This window comes from Serratia sp. 2723, from assembly GCF_050434425.1.
GTDB lineage: Bacteria > Pseudomonadota > Gammaproteobacteria > Enterobacterales > Enterobacteriaceae > Chania.
In genome coordinates, this window is the sequence record NZ_JBNDIN010000013.1 from 73,576 (window position 1) to 97,676 (window position 24,101).

The 24,101-nt window shown below is 51.1% G+C and carries 20 protein-coding genes and 1 pseudogene; 10 read left to right on the forward strand and 11 right to left on the reverse strand.

Going from position 1 to position 24,101, the window contains the following annotated elements; translation table 11 throughout:
• Window positions 1-82: 82 nt before the first annotated feature.
• Window positions 83-1,045 (reverse strand): threonine/serine dehydratase, encoded by a 963-nt coding sequence (locus ABIE29_RS18325; RefSeq protein WP_429620078.1) that lies wholly within the window; start codon window positions 1,043-1,045, stop codon window positions 83-85.
• A 197-nt stretch (window positions 1,046-1,242) separates the two neighbouring features.
• Between ABIE29_RS18325 and ABIE29_RS18330 the strand changes: the two genes are divergently transcribed.
• Entirely contained in the window at window positions 1,243-2,523 is a 1,281-nt protein-coding gene (locus tag ABIE29_RS18330; protein ID WP_429620080.1) for a DUF3748 domain-containing protein, read from the forward strand.
• On the opposite strand, the gene ABIE29_RS18335 is transcribed toward ABIE29_RS18330, so the two are convergent.
• Window positions 2,524-2,886: a YceK/YidQ family lipoprotein gene (locus ABIE29_RS18335; protein ID WP_429620082.1), complete on the reverse strand. Its 363-nt coding sequence runs from the start codon at window positions 2,884-2,886 to the stop codon at window positions 2,524-2,526.
• A 359-nt stretch (window positions 2,887-3,245) separates the two neighbouring features.
• Between ABIE29_RS18335 and ibpA the strand changes: the two genes are divergently transcribed.
• The 3 genes from ibpA to ABIE29_RS18350 all read left to right on the forward strand — a co-directional run bounded on the left by ibpA (window position 3,246) and on the right by ABIE29_RS18350 (window position 6,026).
• Complete coding sequence (ibpA, locus tag ABIE29_RS18340) at window positions 3,246-3,659, forward strand: small heat shock chaperone IbpA (protein WP_024483306.1); 414 nt, start codon at window positions 3,246-3,248, stop codon at window positions 3,657-3,659.
• Window positions 3,660-3,730: 71 nt separating this feature from the next.
• Complete coding sequence (gene ibpB, locus ABIE29_RS18345; protein WP_024527352.1) at window positions 3,731-4,159, forward strand: small heat shock chaperone IbpB; 429 nt, start codon at window positions 3,731-3,733, stop codon at window positions 4,157-4,159.
• Window positions 4,160-4,367: 208 nt separating this feature from the next.
• Window positions 4,368-6,026 carry a putative transporter gene (locus tag ABIE29_RS18350; protein WP_021181372.1) on the forward strand — a complete coding sequence of 553 codons (1,659 nt, stop codon included), beginning with the start codon at window positions 4,368-4,370 and terminating at the stop codon, window positions 6,024-6,026.
• 59 nt (window positions 6,027-6,085) lie between these two features.
• Here the strand turns inward: ABIE29_RS18350 and ABIE29_RS18355 are convergent, their stop codons facing one another.
• From ABIE29_RS18355 to ABIE29_RS18385, 7 genes and pseudogenes are all read right to left on the reverse strand, one after another.
• Window positions 6,086-7,336: a valine--pyruvate transaminase gene (locus ABIE29_RS18355; protein WP_429620085.1), complete on the reverse strand. Its 1,251-nt coding sequence runs from the start codon at window positions 7,334-7,336 to the stop codon at window positions 6,086-6,088.
• A gap of 134 nt (window positions 7,337-7,470) precedes the next feature.
• Window positions 7,471-9,537, reverse strand: a complete 2,067-nt coding sequence (locus ABIE29_RS18360; RefSeq protein ID WP_429620087.1) for an alpha-amylase — start codon at window positions 9,535-9,537, stop codon at window positions 7,471-7,473.
• 153 nt (window positions 9,538-9,690) lie between these two features.
• Window positions 9,691-10,797 (reverse strand): ABC transporter permease, encoded by a 1,107-nt coding sequence (locus ABIE29_RS18365; protein WP_429620089.1) that lies wholly within the window; start codon window positions 10,795-10,797, stop codon window positions 9,691-9,693.
• 13 nt (window positions 10,798-10,810) lie between these two features.
• Window positions 10,811-11,959, reverse strand: coding sequence for an ABC transporter permease (locus ABIE29_RS18370; RefSeq protein ID WP_429620091.1), 1,149 nt, complete (start codon window positions 11,957-11,959; stop codon window positions 10,811-10,813).
• Window positions 11,956-13,704: an ATP-binding cassette domain-containing protein gene (locus ABIE29_RS18375; RefSeq protein WP_429620093.1), complete on the reverse strand. Its 1,749-nt coding sequence runs from the start codon at window positions 13,702-13,704 to the stop codon at window positions 11,956-11,958. The genes ABIE29_RS18370 and ABIE29_RS18375 overlap by 4 nt, the downstream gene beginning before the upstream one ends.
• A 2-nt stretch (window positions 13,705-13,706) precedes the next feature.
• The gene (gene hlyD, locus ABIE29_RS18380; RefSeq protein ID WP_429620201.1) at window positions 13,707-14,699 is read right to left on the reverse strand and encodes a secretion protein HlyD; all 993 of its coding nucleotides are present in this window, start codon (window positions 14,697-14,699) and stop codon (window positions 13,707-13,709) included.
• Between the two features lie 421 nt (window positions 14,700-15,120).
• Window positions 15,121-15,201 (reverse strand): annotated as a pseudogene (locus ABIE29_RS18385) (hypothetical protein); the annotation flags it as partial.
• Between the two features lie 413 nt (window positions 15,202-15,614).
• Here ABIE29_RS18385 and ABIE29_RS18390 point away from each other — a divergent pair.
• The 6 genes from ABIE29_RS18390 to ABIE29_RS18415 all read left to right on the forward strand — a co-directional run bounded on the left by ABIE29_RS18390 (window position 15,615) and on the right by ABIE29_RS18415 (window position 21,631).
• A complete protein-coding gene (locus ABIE29_RS18390) occupies window positions 15,615-15,869 on the forward strand; it encodes an acyl carrier protein (RefSeq protein WP_429620095.1) in 255 nt (84 codons plus the stop codon).
• Window positions 15,870-17,135, forward strand: coding sequence for a beta-ketoacyl-[acyl-carrier-protein] synthase family protein (locus ABIE29_RS18395; protein WP_429620097.1), 1,266 nt, complete (start codon window positions 15,870-15,872; stop codon window positions 17,133-17,135).
• On the forward strand, window positions 17,132-17,902 hold the full coding sequence (locus ABIE29_RS18400; RefSeq protein ID WP_429620099.1) for a MaoC/PaaZ C-terminal domain-containing protein: 771 nt from the start codon (window positions 17,132-17,134) through the stop codon (window positions 17,900-17,902). Before ABIE29_RS18395 ends, ABIE29_RS18400 begins: the two co-directional genes overlap by 4 nt.
• Window positions 17,903-17,923: 21 nt before the next feature.
• Complete coding sequence (locus ABIE29_RS18405) at window positions 17,924-18,664, forward strand: SDR family NAD(P)-dependent oxidoreductase (RefSeq protein WP_429620101.1); 741 nt, start codon at window positions 17,924-17,926, stop codon at window positions 18,662-18,664.
• Window positions 18,665-18,694: 30 nt separating this feature from the next.
• Complete coding sequence (locus ABIE29_RS18410) at window positions 18,695-19,645, forward strand: hypothetical protein (protein ID WP_429620103.1); 951 nt, start codon at window positions 18,695-18,697, stop codon at window positions 19,643-19,645.
• Between the two features lie 237 nt (window positions 19,646-19,882).
• A complete protein-coding gene (locus tag ABIE29_RS18415) occupies window positions 19,883-21,631 on the forward strand; it encodes a class I SAM-dependent methyltransferase family protein (RefSeq protein ID WP_429620105.1) in 1,749 nt (582 codons plus the stop codon).
• Between the two features lie 85 nt (window positions 21,632-21,716).
• Here ABIE29_RS18415 and ghrB read toward each other — a convergent pair whose 3' ends face one another.
• Window positions 21,717-22,712 (reverse strand): glyoxylate/hydroxypyruvate reductase GhrB, encoded by a 996-nt coding sequence (ghrB, locus tag ABIE29_RS18420; protein WP_429620107.1) that lies wholly within the window; start codon window positions 22,710-22,712, stop codon window positions 21,717-21,719.
• 82 nt (window positions 22,713-22,794) lie between these two features.
• Entirely contained in the window at window positions 22,795-24,063 is a 1,269-nt protein-coding gene (locus ABIE29_RS18425) for an MFS transporter (RefSeq protein ID WP_429620109.1), read from the reverse strand.
• Between the last annotated feature and the right edge of the window lie 38 nt (window positions 24,064-24,101).

The window sequence follows — 24,101 nt, forward strand, 5'->3', positions numbered from 1 at the left end:
GCAACGGGGGTGGAGCCGTTGAGACTCCACCGCACTCACAACGCGGCGCTGCACATGCTGCGCCCGTCTAGCGGCATTCTATTCAGATATCACCGATAGCCTGCAGGTATTTTTCCAGCACGATATTTTTCCCACACAGTACCACCGCCACTTTCTTACCCAGGAACTCGGGAGCCAGCTTGCAGGCGGCGGCCAACGCCACACCGGCAGCGCCTTCGATAATCCATCGGTCGCTGGCGGCTATCATACGCATGGCGCGCTTGATTTCCTCTTCGCTGACCAGCACCTTCCGGTCGATCACCTGCTGGCAAATCGGGAAGGTAATAGCGCCAGGTTCAACGCCGCCAGCGGTGCCGTCGGACAGGGTATCCTGCTCTTCCACCGGGTGGATATGCCCAGCTTCCAAGGCGCTGTACATGCTGGTGGCATTTTGTGGCCAGCAGGCAATAACCTGCGTTTTTGGCGACAATTTCTTTAAGACAGTACCAATACCGGCAATATAACCGCCGCCACCCACGGCAATAAATACCGCATCCAGATCGGGCTGTTGCTCGACCATTTCCATGCCGCAGGTGCCTTGGCCTGCCACCACCTGTGCATCGTTATAGGGGGATATATAGGTTTTATGCTGTTCGCGAGCGGCTTTTTCACCGGCCAATTCGGCATTCAGCGCATCACCAGGTACTAATTCAACCCGGCCTCCTAGCGCGCGGATGGTATCGAGCTTGATAGTGGCGGCGCTTTCTGGAGCATAGACGGTAACGTTAACTCCCATAAGTTTGCCTGCCAGCGCAACGGCCTGACCGTGGTTGCCGGTAGAGGCCGCTATCACCCCTTGCTGGCGTTGCTCATCGCTCAACAGGCGCAGCTTGTTGCTTGCGCCGCGGAACTTGAACGAGCCGGTATGCTGCAGATGGTCGCATTTTAGATACAGTTCGCAGCCTAATTGCTGCGAAAGCAATACGCTGAGTTCCAAGGGGGTGACGCGCACTTGCGGGCGCAGCTGCTGGTGCGCGGCAGCGATCTCATCGAACAGGTTACTCATAGCGATTCCTTAAGATTTTCAGCCAGTTTTTAGCCGTAGCACGGCCAATGCCCAGGATCGTTGTAAATGACAACGAGTTAAAAAACAACCTTGGCAACAACAACAAAAAGCCAGGCCCCTAAACCTGGGTGGTGTGAAACGGGTGGGTCGATCGGGTACTATGGCGGTTCTATGCCAGCCGGTATACAGGAGCCGCCATGAGCCATCAGGAACGACAACTGACTTTTGATCCGCGAGGTCATCAGCTCACCAACATTAACGTCTGGACGCCGTGCAGCCAATGGCTGGCGTATGATGTACGGCCAAGCGGCGCGTCCTTTACCGGCCTGAGCATTGAGCGGGTGAACGTTGCCACCGGTCTGGTGGAAGTGGTTTATCGGGCGCAGCATGGAGCCCATGTCGGCGTGGTGACGGTGAGCCCGGATGCGCCAGCGCGCTATGCGTTTATCCATGGGCCGGAACACCCAGACAGCCTCTGGCATTATGACTTCCACCATCGCCGTGGCGTGATCGTCAGTGAGCCGGATCGTGAATTGGCGATCACCCTCGACGCCTTGGACATTACTGCCCCCTATACCCCAGGCGCGCTGCGCGGTGGCACCCACGTGCATGTATTCAGCCCAGATGCCAGCCGCCTGAGCTTCACCTATAACGACCATGTGATGCACGAACTCGATCCGGCACTGGATTTGCGCAATGTCGGCGTAGCGGTGCCGCTGCAAGGCGTGAATCCACCCAAGCAGCATCCGCGTGAATACGACGGTAGCCACTATTGCGTATTGGTCAGCGCAACGACGCCAACCCCACAGCCGGGTAGCGATCAAATCAATCGGGCTTACGAAGAAGGTTGGGTTGGTCTGCAAGGCTATAGCAAACCCGATGGCAGCCGCCAGCGTTGGGCGTTGGCGTTTATCGGCGATACCCTCTCGCAGCAGGGGGAAAAACTGCCGGAAGTGTTTGTGGTGGATTTGCCGGAAAACGATGCCGATTATGCCAAAGCCGGGGATGCGCCCTTGCAGGGAACGGCAACTACTTTACCTGCACCCCCGTTGGGGGTTCAACAACGGCGGTTAACCTATACCGGCCAACGCAAATATCCTGGGGTCGCCACCACGCCACGCCATTGGTTGCGGAGTTCGCCAGATGGCAGCGCCATCGCTTTCCTGATGCAGGACGATCGGGGCATTGTGCAACTGTGGACTATTTCCCCAAATGGCGGGGAGGCGAATCAGGTGACACAAGCGGATCACAGCATCCAGTCGGCCTTCAGTTGGCATCCGCAGGGGGGCAAGATTGCGCTGGTGTGTGATAACAGCGTGATGCTGTGCGATATTGCCAATGGCAATCTGCAGCGCCTGACCAAGCGGACTGCGCAGCCACCACTAGGGGACGCTGTGGTGTTTTCACCGGATGGCAAACGGGTAGCCTTTATGCGTGAGGTCGCCGGATTTAACCAGATTTTTGTGGTGGCGGTTTAACTACAGCCCGCTCTTGGGAGCTGGCGAGGTTGCCATGCCCTGGCCTGGATTGCCGCTGGCAGCCAGATTTTGCTCTTCATCATGCTGGATACGGGCTTTGGGTGAGGCTGCCGCTTTATCGCTGCCTGAGCGCAGGTAGTCGTAAGGCAGCAAAATGGTGTCCATCGCCGCCGACAGGGGCAGGTCGATCGCCAGCAGGGGCATCATGGCCCAACTGGTCTCTTCGCTCTTCATCATGTCGACATTGGCGCGCGTACCGGAGTAATAACCCTGGTCGGCCCCGGTGTGGCTGGCTACGCTGGAGCAGCCGTTAGTGGTTAGGAGCAGGCAGCCGGTTGCTATCATTGTTTTGATTGGTGTCATTCGTCCATCCTGAGGGGGACATCCCCTGAAATTTGCTGATTTATACCCGCCGTTTTTCAAGCTTGTCGCCTAACTGCAACTTGAAATCCATAGGGTGTATAACATCCAGCCAAAGCATTGAAAGATGCAACATTCCGCACTGTGGCGGCCATCTCACTTTGAGTGTATGTGATAAACAAATTCTCGCCGTTTCCGTTGGCAATTATTTAATCATCGCCAGTTGAAATGTGGAAAGCAAACCCCATCTTCTCTACAAGGCCAAATTAAGAGTTTGCCGTAAGGAAATTCAAGCCTTATAGCCTGTCCATGATGGAAGGCTTCATTATCAACCTCGCTGAAGTGCCTTAGGAGGCTGTTTTATGCGCAATTTTGATCTTTCCCCGCTGTACCGTTCCGCGATCGGTTTTGATCGCCTGTTCAACGCCCTTGAGGCTGGCCAAAGCCAGGGTAATGGTGGCTATCCGCCGTACAACGTTGAGCTGGTTGATGAAAATCATTACCGCATTGCCATCGCGGTGGCCGGGTTTGCCGAGCAGGAACTGGAGATCACCACGCAAGACAATCTGTTGATTGTGCGCGGGGCTCATACCCACGAACCTGCCGAGAGAACCTATTTATATCAAGGCATTGCCGAGCGTAACTTTGAACGCAAATTCCAGCTGGCCGAGCATATTCAAATTAGAGGCGCCAAACTGGAAAACGGCCTGCTGTATATCGATCTGGAACGTATCGTGCCGGAAACATTAAAGCCGCGTCGGATCGAAATTAAGTAATTTTGTTTTATCACCGTGCCTGCCGTTAGGGGGCAAACTTTGAATCTCGCTTCTTGGAAGGAGTTTATACTATGCGTAACTACGATTTATCCCCACTTCTGCGTCAATGGATCGGTTTCGACAAACTGGCCAGCTCAATGGGAGGCCAGGAGCCACAAGGGTTTCCGCCCTACAACATTGAGAAAAGCGACGACAACCACTATCGCATTTCCCTGGCGCTGGCCGGGTTCAAACAGAGCGAACTGGATATTGAAGTGGAAGGCCCGCGCCTGACCGTGCGTGGCAACCCCACACCGCCGGAAAAACAGGTGGAGTATCTGCATCAGGGGCTGGTGTGCAAAGAGTTCACCCTGACCTTTACCCTGGCAGAACACCTGCAGGTAGCCGAAGCCAAATTTGAAAACGGCCTGCTGCACATCGATCTGGTACGTCACGTACCGGAAGCCTTGCAGCCACAACGCATCAGCATCGGTAGCACTCCGGGGCTGGAAGCCAAATAACCGGCTGAAAAAGCACAAAAACTTGCGGGGGAGGTCCATTCGGGCCTCCCCCGTTGCATTCTGTGGCATACCCCACATTACCCCCCCGCGCCTTATGTCAGAATCCCTATTAATTGCAGGTATATACCCTATGAATTTCAAGCCGCAGCTTGAAAGGCGACGGGTAAAATTGCATACCGATTGTTAAATTTTGGTAAGGATGTGATGTATGAGTGATATCGCCCTGACCGTCAGCATGTTGGCGTTGGTGGCTATTCTCGGGTTATGGATCGGCAACTGGAAAGTGTATGGCGTGGGTTTAGGGATAGGCGGCGTCTTGTTCGGTGGCATCATCGTCGGGCACTTTGCACAGACTTACCAGATCACTCTCAACGGCGACATGCTGCACTTTATTCAGGAGTTCGGTCTGATCCTGTTTGTTTACACCATCGGTATTCAGGTAGGCCCTGGTTTCTTCTCGTCCCTGCGCGTTTCCGGCCTCAAGCTCAATGGCTTCGCCATTCTGCTGGTGCTGGTGGGCGGCGTGGTAGCGGCGATTGTCCATAAGCTGTTTGCCGTGCCGTTGCCGATCATCCTCGGCGTGTTCTCCGGCGCGGTTACCAACACCCCGGCGCTCGGTGCCGGGCAGCAGATACTCACCGATCTGGGTTCCGATCCGGCGCTGGTTGATCGCATGGGGATGGGTTATGCGATGGCCTACCCGTTCGGTATCTGCGGCATTCTGCTAGTGATGTGGCTGATCAGGCTGTTCTTCCGCATCAATATCGATAAGGAAGCGCAGGAGTTTGAGGATAGCCTGGGGAGTAACCGCGAACTGTTGCAGACCATGAACGTGGCGGTGCGTAACCCCAATCTGCAAGGCATGGCCATCAAGAATGTACCGCTGCTCAACAGTGATGACATCATCTGTTCGCGCCTCAAGCGGGGCGACTTACTGATGGTGCCTGCCCCGCATGAGACGCTGGAACTGGGGGATTTTCTGCACCTGGTCGGCAAGCGCGAAAAGCTGGAAAACGCCAGGTTGGTGATTGGCGAGGAGGTGGACGTTTCACTCTCCACCAGAGGAACCTCACTACAAGTGGTTCGTGCGGTAGTAACCAACGAAAAAGTGTTGGGTAAAAAAATCCGCGATCTGGAGCTGAAGCAAAAATATGAAGTGGTGGTCTCGCGCCTCAACCGTGCCGGGGTCGAGCTGGTGGCGGGCAGCAATGTTACGCTGCAGTTCGGGGATATCCTCAACCTGGTGGGGCGGCCAGAATCGATCGAGGCGGTGGCGGCGATTGTCGGTAACGCCCAGCAGAAGCTGCAACAGGTGCAGATGCTGCCGGTGTTTATTGGTATTGGCCTTGGGGTGTTGCTGGGGTCTATCCCGCTGTTTATCCCCGGCTTCCCGGCGGCGTTGCGGTTGGGGTTGGCCGGGGGCCCGCTGGTGGTGGCCCTGATCCTGGGGCGTATCGGCAGCATCGGCAAGCTGTACTGGTTTATGCCGCCCAGTGCCAACCTGGCACTGCGTGAGCTGGGGATCGTACTGTTCCTGGCCGTGGTTGGCCTGAAGTCTGGTGGGAACTTTATTGATACCCTGCTGCATGGCGATGGGCTGGCGTGGGTCGGTTACGGTGCGTTAATCACCTCTATCCCGCTGATCAGCGTAGGTATTTTGGCGAGGGTGGTGGGTAAGATGAACTACCTGACGCTCTCCGGCATGCTGGCTGGCTCAATGACCGATCCACCGGCGCTGGCCTTTGCCAACGGCTTGCACCCTACCAGCGGCGCCGCGGCGCTCTCTTATGCCACGGTCTACCCGTTGGCAATGTTCCTGCGCATCATGTCACCGCAGCTGCTGGCGGTGCTGTTCTGGGCGATGTAGCCAGCAAAAGGGGCTCCGCTTGCGGAGCCCCAAGATACTGCTGACAAAATCTCGATCGGTTACGCTTCCTGGTGCGCGCGCTCAACTTCTTCGGCCAGGATCATCACGCCACGCTCAATATCTTCCGGATTCGGCACATAGTTCATGCGCATACATTGGTGCGTATGCGGCCATTCATGCTCCAGCCCCGGGAAGAAATAGTGGCCTGGCACCATCAAAACGCCACGCTTTTTCAGCCGTTGATACAGCAGCTCGGTGGTGATGGGCAGGTCCTTGAACCACAGCCAGAGGAAGATGGCCCCTTCCGGTTTATGGATCAGGCAGCGCTCCGGCGACAGGTAACGGCGAATAATGCCGATGGTCTGTTCGACCCGCTGCTTGTAGAACGGGCGGATCACCTCGTTGGATAGACGCAGCAGATCGCCACGCTCAATCATCTCCGTGGCCAGCGCCGGGCCAATGCTACCCGGGGACAGGCTGATGATGCCGTTCATATTGGTCAGCGCGGTGATGACCTTCTCGTCGGCAATCACGATGCCACAGCGTGAGCCAGGCAGGCCCAGCTTGGACAGGCTCATGCACAGGATGATGTTCGGGTTCCACAGCGGTGTGGCTTCGCTGAAGATAATGCCGGGGAACGGCACGCCGTAAGCGTTATCGATCACCAGTGGGATATCACGCTGCTGCGCCAACAGATCGAGCTTCATCAGCTCTTCGTCGGTGATCACGTTGCCGGTCGGGTTGGTGGGGCGCGATACGCAGATCATGCCGATGTCGTCACTGATGTTCAGATGCTCAAAATCGACGTGATACTTGAACTGGCCGTCTGGCAACAGTTCGATGTTGGGCTTGGCGGAGACAAACAGCCCTTCATCCAGTCCGGCATCGGCATAGCCAATATATTCTGGCGCCAGCGGGAACAGCACGCGGCGGCGGCTGCCATCGGCGTAGCGGCCAGCGAACAGGTTAAACAAGTAGAAAAACGCGCTCTGGCTGCCATTTGTCAGTGCAATATTCTGTGGTTCGATCTGCCAGCCAAGCTCCTCTTGCAGCATGGTGGCCAGCGCTTTCAGCAGGGCGTCTTTGCCTTGTGGGCCATCGTAGTTGCATAGTGCCTCGGTCAGCTTGCCCTGATCGAGCATCTCCTGGCACAGCTGTTTGAAGTAACTGGCCATCTCTGGGATTTGCGCCGGGTTACCGCCGCCGAGCATGATGGCACCTGGCGTGCGCAGGCCTTCGTTCAGATCGTCCATTAAGCGGGTGATGCCCGCGTAACGGGTAAATTTGTCGCCAAAAAGTGAAAAATTCATAGCTGCTGCAATAGGGTTGTAAGCGGGTAGATGCCCACCATACCGCCAGATAAACGCGGGTGCAATGCGGCTGATATCTCACCCGCCGGGCATAGATGTCGCCCAGCGGGTTTTTTACAGCATAACGCGCTAAATTATTGTGACCGATCGCCAGCCCACACCACCATCACCTTATCGCCCCCATGCTGGCGACTAAAGGCATAGTAATGAGGCGCTTGCTGGGATTGCTGCGTACCGGAACCGATTGCCGGGTGGCGCTCACGGAACTGGCCTAGCCGCTGCCAATGTGTCAACAACGGCGCTTTGGCTCCTTGCAGTTCACCCCAGTTCATATCCGAGCGCGTGCCTTGTAAAGGATCGGAACCGGTAGGGCCAAACGGCCGGCCGCTCTCATCACCGTAATAAATCTGTACCGCGCCCGGAGCCAGCAGCAGCAGATCCGCCGCTCGCTGTTGCAGAGGCAGCGAACCTTTGGCATCGCTGGCGAAGAACAGGCGAGTGTCGTGCGAGGAAATATAGCTCAGCACGTTGAAGCCCTGCAGCTTGTCCGCCATCTGCTGATAGGTGGCATCGATATTGGAGAAGCAGCCCAGCGCCTGTGCGGCCTGATCCTGAAAATCGAAGTTGATCATCGCATCGAAGCCGTGCTGGTAATAATCGCTTTTCATCACCCCGTGGCCCCAGGCTTCACCGGTCATCCAGAATGGTGCGTTATCCAGCGTCTGTCTGGGATTAGCCGCTTTCCACTCTGCCAGCGCCTCGGTGGCACGCTGCTTTAGCAGGTCCAGCGTGGGTTTATCAACGTGCTTGGCGGTATCAACGCGGAAACCGTCAATGCCGTAGTCGCGCACCCATTGGCTGAGCCAGATCGTCAGATAATCGCGGGTGGTGGCTCCTGGGATGTCGCGCGCGGCGGTATCAGGTTTATGGCGGAAGAACAGCGGTAGGCCGCTGGCTCCGGGCGCTTCAGTTTTGATGTCCGGAAGGAAAGCCAGTGACATGGTCAGATCGTCAAAACCCGGTGAGTCGTAATCGCCGATATCGGTGCGGATCCAGTTTTTCCCCCACCATTGGCTCCAGCCTGCTTTATCGCTGAAGTTGATGTAGTCATTAAAGCTGTGCCAGCTCTGGCCTGGCCCCGGTTGCCAATCGCCCCAGTTTTTGCCGAGGGTTTTTGCGGCTTCATCACCCTTCAGGTACAGCGAGCCGAACTGAAACTGCTGCATATCGGCCAGCGTGGCATAGCCGACGTGATTGACCACCACGTCAAACAGGATGCGGATCCCGCGTTGATGCGCCTGTTCTACCAGATTACGCAGATCCTGCTCGTTGCCCATATTGGCATCGAGTTTGGTCCAGTCCTGATGGTAGTAACCGTGATAGGCATAATGTGGAAAATCCCCTTTGGTACCGCCGCCGACCCAGCCGTGGATCTGCTCCAGCGGGGAACTGATCCACAGGGCGTTGACCCCCAGCTGTTGCAGATAATCCAGCTTTTGCGTCAACCCGGCGAGGTCGCCGCCGTGGAAGGTGCCGATCTCCTGCATGCCGTCGCCGTGGCGACCATAGCTGTGATCGTTGGCCGGGTTGCCATTTTCAAAGCGATCGGTCAGCACAAAATAGACCGTGGCGTTGTGCCAGCTGAAAGCCGCCTGTGGCGGCGTATTGGCTGATTCCAGCAATAGCAGACCCCCGCTGTTGGCCGCCGGTTGCAGGGTGACCTGGCCCTGAACCACCGTGGCGGTCTGGCTGGAGTAAAAATCGCGCACCGTTTCGCCTTCGGCAAAGGTGTCTTTCACCACGATCGTGATCGGCTGACCATCCCAGCGCTGGCAGGTACGGGCTACGGCGGCCACGGTTTTTTCCGGTTCGGCCTTCAGGCTGAGCTGTAAGGTCGGTGTGCCGCTGCGGGTGTCGATCCGCACCTGATAATCGCCATCGCGAAATAGCCGCCAACTGACCGGCTCGCTATCGCTACAGGGTTGCAGCGACAACGTCTGGTTCAGCTTAACCGTGTCGCTGGGCTGCCAGCACTGTTGGTTCTGATACAACCGCAGCGGCAGTTGGCCTTTGGCCAGGGGTGCCTGGCTGGTAAATAAACCGCTGGTGGATTCGCTGAAGGCCGGGAAGCTTTGCAGCGTCCAGTTGGCCAGCGCTGTGGGTGAAAGCAGCATCAGCAGGGGAAGGGTCAGGCGTTTCATGGCTCTCCTTACTCGTGGCAGGAAGCGTTTTTATCGTAGGGTAGCCTAGTGTGCTTTATGCAGAAAAAATCGCCTCATCCCAGGGCAGGAATTTCGAGGTGGAGGGGGAAGGGGGAGACGGCTGATAACTACGCAGGTTCACAATGTAAAGCGTCAAGCCACCTTCTTCTTGAACATCCAATACGCCATTCCGCCCGTTATCACAGTAACCAGCAGTTGTGGCCATAGGCTGCCCCAGACCGTTAAAAATCCGGCATCTTTGAGGTAGAGCTGTTTAGAAATATCGGTGAAATGCCTGATCGGGTTAATCCAAGTCAGTTTCTGCAGCCATTCCGGCATGTTTTCCACCGGAGAGACATAGCCGGAAAGCAAAACAGCGGGCATCAGAAAAGCGAATACGCCGATAAAGGCTTGCTGCTGAGTCATACAGAACGAGGAAATCAGCAGACCGATGCCCACCAATGACATCCCGTAGATCAGCATGGCAAAGTAAAACAGTAACAGAGAGCCAGCAAAGGGGATCTGATAGCCGAAGATGCCAATTAATAGCACTAAAGAGGCCTGAAATATCGCCACAATCAATGCTGGCACCGCTTTACCAATAAAGATAGGCCAAGTGTTGAGCGGTGAAACCAGCAGTTGATCCAGAGTTCCCTGTTCACGCTCACGGACGACCGACAACGAGGTAACGGTTAGCACGCCAATAGTGGCAATCATGGCAATCAGCGACGGAATGACGAACCATTTATAATCCAGATTAGTGTTATACCAATTACGCACTACCAGTTCGCTATGGTTGCGTAGTGGAGGTTGTTGTAACAGCTCCCGCTGATAATCATTGGCTATCTGTTCAATATAGTTGGCGGCGATCTGGGCGCTATTGGAGTTGCGCCCGTCCAGGATCACCTGTACGAAGCTTTTTTTCCCACTGAGCAGGTTGCGTGAAAAATCAGCGGGAAAACGTATCAGTAACAGTGCCTTCTGGTTTTCAATAACCGAGCTAATCTCCTGGGGATTTTGCAGTTGCAGCAGGCGAGAAAACGCATTGGCCCTGGCAAACCGTTGAGTCAGTTCGACGGAAGCGGGGCCGCTGTCCTCGCTGTAAACGGCGATGGTTGCATTAGTCACTTCCAGGGTAGCGGCAAAAGGGAACAGCAATACCTGAAAGATGACGGGCATCAGCAGGATCATGCGGGTTTGCGGATCGCGTAACAAGGCCCGCAGCTCTTTCATTATCAATGTTAGCACTCGATAAAACACGTCCAGCTCCTGCTTATTCAAGGTGCATGCGGGTTTTCCAGGCGGTGAGCCCAATAAAGAAAATACTCGCCACCACTAAAAAAAGGGTATTAATTAAAAAGATACTGCCGACATTGCCAGCCAGAAACAGGGTTTGCAGCGTGCTGACGAAATAGCGAGCCGGGATGATATAAGTCACGGCCCGTACTACGGACGGCATACTGGCTATCTCGAAGATAAAACCGGATAGCATGATGGCAGGCAGAAAGGCTGCATTGAGAGCAACCAATGCGGCATTAAACTGATTGCGAGTCACGGTGGAAATGAGCAACCCCATGCCTAACGTGCTGGTAAGAAACAGGCTGCTTAATGCCAACAGGACCCACAACGAGCCACGGTAGGGGATCTGCATGATAAATACCGCTACGGCCATGCAGACGGCCATAGCGCACATGCCAAGCAAGTAATAGGGGATCAGTTTGGACAGCAACAGTTCTGCCCGCGTAACCTGAGTGGAGAGCATGGCCTCCATGGTTCCGCGCTCCCATTCACGGGCAACAACCAAAGAGGTGAGAATGGCACCGATGACCGTCATAATGATGCTGATGGCACCGGGAATGATAAAGTGCTGACTACTAGCGGCAGGGTTGAACCAGTAACGTGGCTGAACTTCAATCAACGACTCAAAGCCTTCCCCCCGATCTTCCGCGCGTTGCTGCATCCAGGTTTGCCAGACTCCCAGCGCATACTGTTGCACGAAATTGGCGGTGTTGGGTTCACTACCGTCGGTAATAACCTGAATGGGCGCTTTGTCTGCCTGACGCGTCAATTGTTGAGCAAAGTTCATGGGGATGACGATCATGCCACGGATCTTCCCTGCTTGCAGCATGTCAATCAATGCCCGGCGGTCGCTGCTGACGAACGGTTCTAGATAGGGGGAACCGATATAAGCCTGTACCAGTTCGCGGGCTTCCTCGCTCTGTTGCTCCAATAAAATGCCGACCCGTAGATTATTGGTATCAAGGTTGACACCATAACCGAAAATGAATAACAGCATGATCGGAATGACTAACGCGATCAAACCATTGCTCGGGTCCCGCAGGATTTGGGCCATTTCCTTACGGCACAATGCTCGCAATCGGCGCCAGGAGAAAAAGGTACTTGGTGTGCCGGAGGATTTCATTGGCCGCTCCCAAGTTGGCGGTCATAGTCTTGCACTAATTTGACGAAGGTCTGCTCCATGGTCAGCTCGGACGACCCCGCATTGGCTACCTGGTGTTTTAATTCGTCCGGAGTCCCGGAGGCAATGATTTTCCCACGGTATACCAGCCCGATACGATCACAATATTCCGCTTCATCCATAAAATGCGTGGTGACCATTACGGTGACTCCCTTATTTACCATGCCGTTAATGTGAAGCCAGAATTCACGCCGTGTAAGGGGATCTACGCCAGAGGTAGGTTCATCAAGGAATAAAATATCTGGCTCATGCATCAGCGTACATGCCAGAGCCAAGCGTTGTTTGAAGCCAAGCGGCAAAACATCCGCGGCTTGGTGCAGGATTGAGGTGAAATTAAATGTGGTGACCATGTTATTGATCTTTTCACGCTGATTTTCCCCCCTCAGGCCATAGATACCGGAAAAGAACTTCAGGTTCTGCAAAACGGTCAGGTTACCGTAGAGAGAAAATTTCTGCGCCATGTAACCCAGGCATTGGCGTGCATGGCCACGATCCGTTTTCAGATCCATGCCCAATACCAGTGCCTTACCGTTGGATGGAACCAACAGGCCACACATCATTTTGAAGGTCGTAGACTTCCCGGCGCCGTTAGGCCCCAAAAGTCCAAAGATTTCGCCTCTTTTTACCTGAAAGTTAACGTTATCGGTCGCGACAAAGTCGCCAAATTTTTTGGTGAGGTGGCGTGCCTCAATAACGGTTTCGTTCGGGTTTACGGGTCTCTGGGATAAGATTTTTGCCAATGCCGACTGACTTGGACTACCGCCCAGTAAATCGATAAAGGCGTCTTCGAAACGCGGCTGTACGTCGAGTATTTCCGCCTGTGGTTGGGCTAATGCGTTGCGTAACTCGGCGCGATCGGTCCCCTTTGTCAGAATAAGGCGGATGTATTTACCCTGAAGTGCTCCATCACTCACCTGTGATAGAGAGATTGCGCGTTGAAACAACTGGCGGTTGTCATCTCCGGCAGTGCGGAGAAAAACAGAACGACCAACCATACGTTGCGTGAGTTCACGTGGCATACCGCTGTAAAGCAATTTCCCTTCGTTCATGAGCAGGACTTCTCTGCAATGTTCCGCCTCCTCCAGATAAGAAGTGCTCCACAGGATCAGCATTCCGTCATCTGCCAGCACATTGACCATTTGCCAGAGTTCACGCCGGGATATGGGATCGACACCAACGCTGGGTTCATCAAGCAACAATACTTTTGGCCGACCAAGCAGGGTACAGGCCAATCCCAGTTTTTGTTTCATGCCACCCGATAGTTTGCCAGCCAGTCGATCGGTGAAACCCGTCAGGTCAGTAAACATCAGTAATCGCTTGAACATTTGTTGCCGCTCCCCATTGGCCACATCGCGCAGTTCGGCATAGAGCGTCAGGTTTTCCATCACGGTCAGATCTTCGTAAAGACCGAATTTTTGCGGCATATAACCCAAAATTTCGCGTAACTGGCGAGCCTGTAACATAGGATCCAGCCCGTTAACACGCAGCGTGCCAGCGCTTGGTATTAACAGGCCAGCCAACATACGCAGCAGGGTGGTTTTTCCGGCACCGTCAGGGCCAACCAAACCCGTCACGAAACCGCTACGTATGGTGGCATTTATGCCAGACACCGCAGGCACCGACATACCAGGAAAGCACTTCTCCACGTTTTCAATCACGACTTCACATCGGCAGGATGCTTCCGGCATGTTTACTCTCCCTTGGCAGGGGCAAAGCGCAGAGTCACCGGCATACCTTGGCGTAATGACTCGTCAGGGTCAGTGACAATAATTCTCAGGCGGTAAACCAGATCGGTGCGTAACTCTGGGGTTTCCACACTTTTAGGGGTAAATTCAGCCGTGGAAGCAACAAAACCGATCTTGCCGAGATAAGGTTTATTGGGCTGTCCATCGGTATAAATCTGCACCTCAGTACCGGGAATAGCATGATGCAGATTAATTCCATCGATATACGCCCGGATCCAAACCGGGCGAGTCAACGAGACACTGAAGACGGTTGACCCCGAGGACAACATGGTTCCCGGTTCTACGGCGCGGGTCAGAATGATGCCTGCAGTGGGAGCATACAGTTGGGTATCCGTTAGATTAAGTGCAGCCTGATCGGCGTGGGCCTGAGCTTGTGCCACGCTGGCTTTCGCCTGTTCAATTTGCTGTATGCGGTGACCACTCAGATACTGACTCAGTTTATCTTTGGCAGATTGAAGAGCGGCCTGGGCCTGTTGACGTGCGGTCTTCGCGTTTTCGAGATCATTGACGGAAATCGACAGTGAGGCCCACAGGCGTTGCTGACGTTTGTAGAAACTATCGGCATAGTTAAACGCCGCCTGCTGTTGGGTGACTTCGGAGCGAGCTTGTGCAATTTCTTCTTCTCGGTAACCCGCCAGTAATAAGTCTAATTGCGCCTGGGCTGCCGCGACGTTAGCATCGGCCTCATTCTGCGCGTTGATATAAGGAACATAATCTAGCTTACCCAGGATATCTCCAGGTTCAATACTATCGCCTTCATCTACGTTCAATGATGCCAAGCGCCCCCCAACACGGAAGCTCAGATTGACGGTACGAATATCGACATTGCCATACAGCGTCAGTGCTTGTTTTTGTTGAGTTTGGTAGTAATAAACACTACCCGCAGCAATACCGCCGATCACCAGTATAGTGAGGACGCTTGAAGCGATTTTATTCAACATATTTTTCGCCTGAATAATATAAATACATATCGATAACGCTAGGGTTTATCATATAATTCCCGGGCTATAAAAAAGAGTCACCAAGATTATTCTTGTGATTTTTTCTGTATTTTACTCAAGGATCCAGCTTTAAACCCACAGCTTAAACCCTCGTTTCATTAGATGAATGACAGGACGTTAAGCAATAAACAAGAACCCTCTCCAAAAGGATTTTCTATGCAAAATGACACGGTAGATTCCTCGCTGAATGATATAACCGATTATCGCAAAATTTCCACATCTTTTTCTCCTTTTTTGTTTATCCCCGATTACTGGCTTTGTTGAATAAATGGATTTTATGCTGTTCATTCCATGAGTCCGGTAGATTACCAATACGTAAAATCATGACGCTATATGCCTAGGTATGAGATCTGGAGTCGTGCTTTTTCACCTCCCATTCACCCTCACCTAAGACTTTTAATCCGGTAGAGTCTATCTGGCGGGTAATCTCGCCGCGCGTTGATGGGGCTAACAAACTTGGCCCACCCGCTAAAGTTGGAATCATCCTGGCAGCAAAGTGTGAACTTCATCTTATTCAAAATCACCTCGGCTACGATAAATATCATCATGGTGTAAAACATGATCTTTTGAGTGGACAAAAGTAAGTGTATTCAATGGGTAAGGGTGTTTTTGGTTTTATTGAAAAAATATAAAACAAACACACTTTTAACTTTTAAAATTGCTCAATAAAAGAAAAGACATACTAGTTGATCAGTTTTGTCTTATCTTTTTTCTTGATTTTTGCTGGGGTTAATTAATCTTAAAATAATTAAATTTATTGACTTCACTGTAACTCGTTGGCTATATTTTTGAGGGCAGTGTTCTATCGATTCGATTCGCACATGGAAAAACTTCAAAGGATAGATATAGGATATGAGGAAAGAACTAAGTATATTTCTGAAGAATATAATCGATAGGTTGACCGATGTTGATGTTGACTCCATTACTGATGAGACAAAATTGGAGGAACTTGAGCTTGTTAGCCTGGATTTTGTCACCATTAAAGTAGAGGCAAAAAAAGAGTTTGGCATTGAAATAGATTTAAATTCTATGGCTGAGGCTGACATAGAGACTTTTGGCCAGTTGATGGATTATCTGGTTGAGCATTATTCAAAGGAGACGCAATAAATGGCTGGCCAGTCACATCGGGTGGTTATTACAGGTTATGGTGGTATTTGTTCGCTCGGTGAAAACACCGAAGAAATTTGGCAAGCTGTAATTGATAAGAAAATGGGGTATGGCGTTTGGGATGAGCCTGGAAAAAATATCTCTGCAAGAGTGTTCGGCAGAATTAACTTTCCGTTAAAACTCAGTAAATTCACCAAACGGATCCTGAAAAACACCCCACGTTTTGCAGATTTGGGCTTGGTCGCTACCGATGAAGCCATCACCATGGCGTTTGGTGAGGAACAGCAAATTTCAGAACATTATGATCCCGTCGACTGTGGCGTCATTTTTGGTACCGGATGGGCAGGATACGATATCTCCATCAGCAACTTCATGGCCTATGATGACCCAGAGGTTGCATCAGCAACGCCGCATAGCTGTTTTAATTCAATGCCTAGCATTGCAACCTCTGTTATTTCGGTCAACTGGAAGCTCAGGGGCTATCAGAATACTCCCGTTGCGGCCTGTGCGACGGGTAACATTGCTATCGGTGATGCCTATGAGATCGTTAAAAGCGGTAAGGCGAGAATGATGATAGCTGGTGGCGGGGAGAGCTTGATGTATCCGTTCACCATATGGTCGGTAGATGTATTAGGGGCGCTCTCAAAAGAGAGGGAAGATCTTAGAAAGGCGTGTTGCCCTTTCAGTCTTGACAGAAGCGGTTTCATACTTTCAGAAGGGGCTGCCGTTGTCTGTTTAGAGCGCCTTGATGATGCGCTTGCAAGAAATGCGACTATTTATGGTGAAATCGTTGGATACGCTAATCACAGTGATGCCTTCATCAACTTAACGGCACCGGCACCCGACTTGTTAGGCCGGGTAACGACCATTGAAAAAGCCATGGAGTATGCGGAAGTGACGCATGATGATATTGATTATATCAGTGCACATGGCACTTCTACGCCGATGAATGACTATAATGAAACGCTAGTGCTGAAAGAGGTTTTTGGCGAACGAGCCTACAAAATCCCCGTTTCAAGCACCAAATCGTATACAGGTCATCTCATTGCCGCAGCAGGCGGAATGGAAACGATTTTTTGTTTAAAAGGAATGGAAAACCAGCTTATCCCTGCAACGATTAATTTAAATAACCCGGATCCGAAGTGCGATCTTGACTATGTACCAAATGAGCATCGCTACGAGCAAAACCTTAACCATGTTCTTAATATAAACTATGGCTTTGGTGGGGCAAACAGCTGCTTGGTATTAAAGAGGTTCGCCAATTGATTAGGCAGTATTCACCTCATGATATAGAAAAGTGGGCGGAGTGCTCGGGAGATCGCAATAGCGTTCATTTTGATAAAAAAATCGCGCTTGAGAATGGGCTAAAGGATATCATAGTACAAGGCATGTTGGTCTTACTTGATGCCAAGTTAATGATCTCTCCCTATATCTTGACTGACTCCAGTATCAATTTTTATCTTAAAAGTCCCATTTTAGTTAATTCTGATATTGAGTTCAGTGTTAAAGAGAGTGGTAGCAAGGGTTTTTTAACTGTATCGGAGCTAGGTAATCCCTCTGAGCCCTGTATCACTGCGACCATGTTACCGCAAAAAACATCTAACATTAAAGAGGATCTCACTCGGTTCACGTTTACCCCCGAATTTATCAAAGATAGTGTCGATACTCATATTGATTTATTAAAAATAAATTATCCTCATATAGTAGATAATTGGATATTAATGGATACCTTGTTGTTTTGTATCTGTTTTAATCTTCGTAAGGATGATTACTTTCGTCGGCAAGCTGAAAAAATAGGCGATCATGCTGGCAGCATTGCAACTTACCATGTAGCGCACAACATATTTGTTTCAGAACGGCTTTTAACTCAGGATGAGATCGATTTCTCCAGTTTCTCTTACTCGTTTGAAGAGAAGGATATTTACATCAATGATGACTCAGCCTATAGCACCTTCATTATTAATGCCAATGAAGGTGAAAATATCATTTATCAATCCTCCATTGGATGCATGACAAAGGCATTTACTGTCTGATCGTCTATAAGGAGTAGTAGCGTGGGTGGTAATAAATTAGTATTAATAACTGCAGGTAGCCGCGGTATAGGCGCGGCTATCGTGAAACATTTGGTTCAACAAGGCTACCGCGTGGTATTTACCTATAGGGAAAATAGAGAGATTGCCGAGAAGTTGGCAATCTCTCTAAATCTTAATGGTGAAGTCTGCTGGTGCTACCCATGCGACGCTGGTAATGTGAATGAGGTAAAAGATCTTTGCGAAATTTTACTTGCTCAGCATGGAGTCCCCTACGGAATTATAAATAACGCGGGAAAAATAAAAGATACTCTTCATTTTGATATGAAGCTTGACGACTGGATTGATGTTATTAACACTAATTTGAACTCTATCTTTTATTTAAACCACTATTTGTTAAATGCTATGCTGCTCAAAAATGATGGCTGTATTATCAACATTAACTCAATAGCAGGATTAAGAGGGAATGTGGGCCAAACCAACTATTCGGCATCAAAATCTGCTCAGTATGGTTTGACAAAGAGTTTGGCCAGAGAAGTAGGCAACTTTAACATTAGGGTTAACTGTATTGCTCCTGGTCCCGTTGCGACAGACATGATTTCGTCGATACCCAAGAAAACGATGGATCAACTGATAAAGCTAACGCCGCTAAGAAAAATAGGTGAGCCTGAAGATATTGCCATGATGACGGCATTCCTATTGGGGGCTGGTGGGCGCCACATTACCGGGCAGACCTTGGTTGTGGATGGCGGATTGTCAATTTGACCATGAAGTTTAACTATTAAGGAAGATATTATGGAAATGCAGTTTAGAACCGTGCCAAGTGAAGTTTATAGCGTAATGGAATTGAATGAAAACTTCAATTATCTTTGGAATCCAGATCCGGTATCCTCGCTGGTTGGATTAGGGAGTTCTTACGTCCTGGAGTTTTTTGAGTTTTATGGCCAGAAAATCGGGGATTATTATGATGAATTTATTGACGATCCCGTTCAGAAAGATGAAAGATTCCATGTCTTTGTCGATCAAGAGAAACGCCATGCTGCCGCTCATCGAAAACTTAACAACTTTATAACCAAGGATAGAGTTGCTCCTGCCAGGGAGAAATATCATCCACGCGTTTATGATTTTATGTACGGACTTTATAAAGAATTTGCCGAGCCAATATTGGCTGGTATTGAACAAGATAAGGCTGTCGGTAAAAAGGCGGACGGCCAGTTTTTTAAAGAGTCTATACGTAGTATCGGTCTTTTTGAAAGTGAACTCTGCATGACTGGCTTTTCATTCTTCGATAACCTGTTTGATAATGGTCGGTTTGATATTATATCCAACATGTCAGGTAATTTAGGTGTGCTTTATTTATTAGGCTATCACTATGCTGAAGAGATGGAACACTGCAGTATTTCAATCGAAGCGTTTGAAACCATTTACCAAGAGACACTATGGACGAAAGAGCTTGTTGATTCGAATATAAACAACACCAACAACAACAGCCTAACAGCCAGGCGAATTATAACAGCAACGCTACATGTGGCAAGAATGTTGGGGCACGATATTACAATCAAGCAAATTACCGATAGTATTGGTGTTCAATATAAATCACAGGTTAGTAAAAAATATATAAAAGAAGGGTTTAACGCACGTGAACCCGAAGTATTGGCGAAGAGAGAGTATCTGGTTAACCGCTGGGATAATGAGTGGGAACCAAAACTGCTTGAGAAGATAAAGCAAAAAATCAACCAGGGATAACTTGGGCCGCTACTTCCCAAGCCTGAGGCAGGAGGTTGTCATTGCAGGTTAGCCGACCGCTGGGATACTAGCTTCAGGGCGGGTTCACGGCGTATCGGCGTTCTGCATGACTTCCTCCGGTATCATTATTAGGTACAGATCCATCGGCATCCGTTAAATGTGTACCAGAGTTGTCCGTCAACGCTGCTCCTAAGCGAGCATTTCGTTAGGTATCAACTAGCTTAAATCAGAAAAATCATGCCTCGTACAGAACAGAAGAAAACGTTTATCAGCCGTGATGGTTACAATATCGCGTACCGTTGTTTCCCCGTTGGATCCGCTGTCGAAGTTTCAGCGCGTCCCTTTGTTATCCTGTTTCACCGGGAAAGTGATTTCTCCTGTGAGACGGCAAGCTACGTTGAGAAACTCGATTTTCCAGATTATAATATTTTATCGTTAGACATGGATGACAGCGATATCCGTGTAGATAAAGGACAAAAAGGATCGGATATTTCACGTCAGGCTGACTACTTTCAACAGTTCATTGAACATGTCAAATTGGAGTATGGTATCAGGGATAGCGATATTGCTATTATCTCGCACAGCGATCGTGCTATTACTATCACTACCTGGATAGTGGATTATGCTGCCAACATAAGTTCTGCTGTTTTTTACTCCCCGCTATTTCTATCAAAGAAGTATGATGGATTATATTTTTCGTTTAAAAATTGGCTTTATAAAAATATTAACAAGTATTTCCCTAAACAAGTTGGCACGGCAGTGAGGGTGTCGTCTGGACAGAATAATAACCACCCGTTAAAAGATGAGGGGTTATTTACTGACTCTCTTTCTCGACAGCAACGACGCGATCTTTTATATACTGGTGAACGTATTTTTAGAAGTTCATTCTCATACCACGTGCCTACTCAAATCATTCTCTCCAGCAGAAAGAAAATGGGTGCTATCAGGTCACTGTTGATTTTCTATGCCAATATTGGCAGTGATGATAAAGAGCTTTTTATTCCGCCGGATTTATATCATAAAGATGCCAGTAATGTTCTATTGCGTAGGGAAAGGGATTTTATTTCTGGTCACTTTCAAAAAACGCATTTGACACCTTCCTTATTTGACTCACATATTAAAGGTGTTACTAAAGATGAGTATGAAAAACTACGACTCCCGGAAAGCAATGTGTTCAGAAGGATTTATTGGGCCGTCAATAAATTTGCCCTAAGACATGTGGGTAGGCTGTCTACGGGAATTAAGCTCGGGCTGACAACAGGTTTCGACTCCGGTATCTCTCTGGATTACATCTACAAAAATGAGCCTTCTGGTGATAATCTGATAGGGAAAAACCTTGACCGATGTTATTTAGCCAATATTGGTTGGCACTGTACCCGAATGAGGAAGGTACACGTAGAGGAGTTGATTTTACTTGCCACCGAGCGGTTAGCAGAAGAACGGCAGAAAATCAGGATCCTTGATGTCGCTGCCGGTCATGGCAGCTATATAATTAATACGATAGGGAAAATAGCTCACCCTATAGAGCATGTTCTGATGAGGGACTTTGTAGAGTCAAATGTCCACGATGGAAATGCATTAATTCAGCAACATAAATTAGCCCAGACGGTGACTTTTGAGCAAGGCGATGCTTTTTCTTCAAGCGATATGGCTACGCTTCCACGGAATCGAACGCTAACCATTGTATCCGGTTTCTATGAACTGTTTAGTGATAATAGTTTAGTGTTGATATCGCTAGAAGGCATTGCTAACGCGACGCAGGACGGTGGCTATCTGATTTATACGACCAAACTATGGAATCCCAAACTAGACTATATGGCCCGTGTGTTAATGAGTCACAAGCAAGGTGAGTACTGGTTGTTACGCCGCCGGACTCAGCTTGAAATTGACCAGTTGGTAAACCAGGCTGGTTTTGTGAAAATAACGCAGAGAATGGATCCATGGGGCATGTTTAGCGTGACGTTGGCCAGGAAAGAGGCCGGTTGAGCCCATCGTAGACGTGCTTATTTTATGCGAGTGTATCAATGCATGCGGCGGTGGGGCATACGCCACCGCCAGTGCAGTTGGGTCATCAGCCAGCATCGGGTTTATGTGGGGCATCTAGCAACTGCGGGTTAACGCAGTTTTCTGTGACCGTACCGGTCAAGGCAGCAATCAGGTTATCCACGGCGCACTCGGCCATGCCGTAGCGAGTCTCATGGGTGGCGGAACCGATATGCGGCAAAGCGACCACGTTGGCCATTTTCAGCAGCGGCGAATCGACCGCGACCGGCTCTTGCTCGAACACATCCAACCCAGCGGCGTGAATGGTGCCCTCTCGTAAGGCTTCAATCAGCGCTTGCTCATCCACCACCGGGCCACGCCCCGCGTTGATCAGAATCCCGCTCTGCTTCATCTTTGCCAGCTGTTCGCGGCCAATCAGATGGAAGGTTTGCTCGGTGAGCGGCAGCGTAATGCACAGGAAGTCCGACTCGGCCAGCAGCGTATCAAGATCGCAGCGGCGGGCATTGAAGCGTTGTTCTGCTTCTTCATGTGTACGGCGCGCGTTGTACAGCACCGGCATACCAAAGCCGAAGTGCGCACGCTGCGCCAGCGCCAGGCCGATGCGGCCCATGCCGAGGATGCCGATGGTTTTATGATGCACGTCAACGCCGTACCAGTCAGGCCCGATGCTGCCCTGCCATTCCCCTGCCTTGACCCGTTCGGCCACCTCGACCACCCGGCGTGCGGTGGCCAACACCAGGCTCATGATGGTATCGGCCACGGTTTCGGTCAGGACGGTTGGGGTATGCATCAATAGCACCCGGTGGGCGTTGAGCGCTGCGACGTCAAAGTTGTCGTAACCGACGGAGACGGTGGATGCCGCACGCAGTTTGGGGGCGCGTTGCAAAAAAGCTTCGTCAATCTTACCGCCGGAACCGAGGATGCCTTCGGCCTGTTGCAGTGCCCGATCGAAGGCGGCGTTGTCCAGTTGCAGACCATCAAAGGCATGAACGGTAAAGTGCTGGTCCAGCTTGGCACGCAGGTCGGCAGGGATACTTTTGTACAACAAGATTGCAGGCTTCATCAAAAAATCTCCATCTGGCGAACGAGATGTTCAACATAACATATTGCAGGAGAGTGAAGGGCTGAGCCCCTCACTCGCAAGATTAGGCCATCTGTGGCTGAGCTTCGTTACGTGCCGGCTTGACGATCAGCGTCAGCCCCACCGAGGCCAGCAGCGCGATAGCCATAAACATATAGGAGGCTGCCGGGCTGCCAGTCGCCCCGTTGAGGTAGCCGACAAACCACGAGCCGAAGAAGGAGCCCAGCGCGCCCATACTGTTAATCAGCGCCATGGCACCCCCGGCGACGTTTCTTGGCAGCATCTCCGGAATGATGGCGAAAAACGGACCGTAAGGCGCATACATGGCCGCACCGGCGACCACCAGCAGGCCATAGGAGATCCAGAAGTGGTTCGGGCCAATGGCGTAGGAGGCAAAGAAGGCCAGCGCGCCGATCAGCAGCAGCGGCCAGACAAACAGCTTACGGTTCTGCATCTTGTCCGACGCCCAGGAAACCACGATCATCGCAATGGTGGCGGCCAGATAAGGTACCGATGACAGCCAGCCCGCTTCAACCATCCCCATCTGCATACCGCTGCGCAGGATCGAAGGTAGCCACAGCACGAAGCCATATACGCCGATGCTCCAGGCAAAATATTGCATGCACAGCAGGATCACGTTGCGTGAGCGGAAGGCTTCGCCGTAGTTACGCACCGCCTTGATGCCTTTCTGCTCTTCGGCCAGTTGCTGTTGCAACGCCTGCTTTTCCTGATCGCTCAGCCAGCCGACCTGTGATGGCTTGTCTTTGACCAGCACCCACCAGAAAAATGCCCAGATCACCGCAGGAACCCCTTCGATGATAAACATCTCACGCCAGCCAAAGGCGTGGATCAGGTAGCCGGAAACCACCGACATCCACAGCACCGTGACCGGGTTGCCGAGGATCAGGAAGGTGTTGGCGCGGGAGCGTTCAGACTTGGTAAACCAGTTGCTGATGTAAATCAGCATCGCGGGCATCACCGCCGCTTCTACCACGCCGAGGATAAAGCGGATCGCCGCCAGCATCGGGATATTGCTGACCATACCGGTCAGCGAGGCACAGCCACCCCACAGGATCAAACACCAGAAAATCAGCTTCTTGACGCTGCGGCGTTCGGCGTAGATGGCGCCGGGAATTTGGAAGAAGAAATAGCCGAGGAAAAACAGGGCACCCAGCAGGGATGACATTCCTTTGGTAATGCCAAGATCGTCATTAATCCCGGCGGCAGAGGCAAAGCTAAAGTTGGCGCGATCCAGATAGGCCAGGCTGTAGGTGATAAACACGATGGGCATGATGTACCACCAGCGTTTGGCCGCAATAGTTGCTTTAGTCATGTGCAGAACCCTTCAGTGGAGTCTTCTCACCAGCGGTG